Annotated in this window: 2 protein-coding genes; both read left to right on the top strand. The window is 70.7% G+C overall.

Annotated features, from left to right (window positions below; all coding sequences use genetic code 11):
* The first annotated feature begins 173 nt into the window (after positions 1-173).
* Positions 174-575, top strand: coding sequence for an FmdB family zinc ribbon protein (locus H5J30_RS31320; RefSeq protein ID WP_181790922.1), 402 nt, complete (start codon positions 174-176; stop codon positions 573-575).
* Between the two features lie 36 nt (positions 576-611).
* Positions 612-1,460 carry an S-methyl-5'-thioadenosine phosphorylase gene (locus tag H5J30_RS31315; protein WP_181790920.1) on the top strand — a complete coding sequence of 283 codons (849 nt, stop codon included), beginning with the start codon at positions 612-614 and terminating at the stop codon, positions 1,458-1,460.
* Positions 1,461-1,738 lie beyond the last annotated feature (278 nt).

Genomic DNA, 1,738 nt, shown 5'->3' with positions numbered 1-1,738 from the left:
GTGCACCACGCTGCTGGCGCTCCGGCGGCGACTGCGGCCCGCGGACAGCCACGAATCGATCACGGTACGTGGTGGCGGGCGCCCTGTTCCCGCGCCGGTGGACTGACGGGCGGGAATGCTGCATGATGAAGCGTCGTTAGCACTCAACAGTTGAGAGTGCCAGGAGGAAGCACGTGCCGACCTACCAGTACCAGTGCACCGAGTGCGGCGAGGGCCTCGAAGCGGTGCAGAAGTTCACCGACGAGCCGCTGACGGTGTGCCCCGCCTGCCAGGGGCGGCTGCGCAAGGTGTTCTCCGCGGTCGGCGTCGTCTTCAAGGGCTCCGGGTTCTACCGGACGGACAGCCGCAGCGGAGCAGGTGCCGGCGGGTCGGGCTCCTCCGGGTCGGGGTCGGGCGAGAAGAAGGGCTCGGAGTCGTCGACTTCGTCTTCTTCCTCCTCCTCTTCCTCGGATTCGTCGTCTTCCTCGACGTCCTCATCTTCTTCGTCCTCTTCCTCTTCTTCGTCCTCCTCGTCGTCGAAGTCGGCCAAGTCGTCGAAGTCGTCGAAGTCGTCAAGCGGGACGTCCGCGGCCTGAACACCGCCGGGCCGACCGCGCGGTTATCGTTGCGGCATGGCTGAGGCAGTGGCAGAGCAGGCAGAGATCGGCGTCATCGGGGGCTCCGGGTTCTACTCGTTCCTCGACGACGTCACGGAGATCGCCGTCGAGACCCCGTACGGACCGCCGAGCGACTCGCTGTTCCTCGGCGAGATCGCGGGGCGGCGCGTCGCGTTCCTCCCCCGCCACGGCCGCAAGCACCACCTGCCGCCGCACCGCATCAACTACCGCGCCAACCTGTGGGCGTTGCGCTCCCTGGGCGTACGGCAGGTCCTGGGGCCCTGTGCCGTGGGCGGGCTGCGGCCGGAGTACGGGCCGGGCACGCTGCTCGTACCGGACCAGATGGTGGACCGTACGAAGTCGCGCATGCAGACGTACTACGACGGCGAGCAACTGCCCGACGGCGCGACGCCGAACGTGGTGCACGTGAGCCTCGCCGACCCGTACTGCCCGACGGGGCGCCGGGCCGCGCTGAAGGCGGCGCACGAGGGCGGCTGGGAAGCGGTCGACGGGGGGACGCTCGTCGTCATCGAAGGACCCAGGTTCTCCACGCGGGCCGAGTCGGTGTGGCACCGGGCGCAGGGGTGGGCCGTGGTCGGGATGACCGGGCACCCGGAAGCGGTGCTGGCCCGTGAACTGGAGCTCTGCTACACCTCGATGACGCTGGTGACGGACCTCGACGCGGGCGCCGAGACGGGCGAGGGCGTCTCGCACGAAGAGGTCCTGGAGGTCTTCGCGGCGAACGTGGGGCGGCTGCGGGACGTGCTGTTCGACGCCGTGGGGCGGCTGCCGGCGACGGCGGACCGGGACTGCCTGTGCACGGGGGCGCTGGCGGGGATGGACCCGGGGATCGAGCTGCCGTAGGGGCGGTCGCCCGCCCCGGCACCCGGGCGCCTCGGGCCTCCGGGTTATCCACAACTGGCGAGTTATCCACAGGCTGGAGCGGGGCGGGCGGGGATCGGGCAGAGTCGAGGGCGTCACGGAACGCGATCGACTCGTCACGAAAAGGTGGTGGCCGCCATGCCCGCCCTGGCCCGCGCTCTTCCCGAATCCTCTCCTTCCCGCCCTCGCGGCACCTCTTCTACCCGCGCCGATGCGGGCTTGGGCCACGACGGCGCGGCTGCCGGTGGCAACGGCCCGGC

It is taken from the genome of Streptomyces phytophilus (assembly GCF_013870535.1).
Classification (GTDB): domain Bacteria; phylum Actinomycetota; class Actinomycetes; order Streptomycetales; family Streptomycetaceae; genus Streptomyces; species Streptomyces phytophilus.
Note: the sequence above shows the minus strand (reverse complement) of the source record. Positions and strands in the feature narration are given on the sequence as shown.

Coding starts and splice junctions, on each gene's coding strand:
- H5J30_RS31315 (WP_181790920.1), top strand. CDS start 612: ATGGCTGAGGCAGTGGCAGAGCAGGCAGAGATCGGCGTCATCGGGGGC.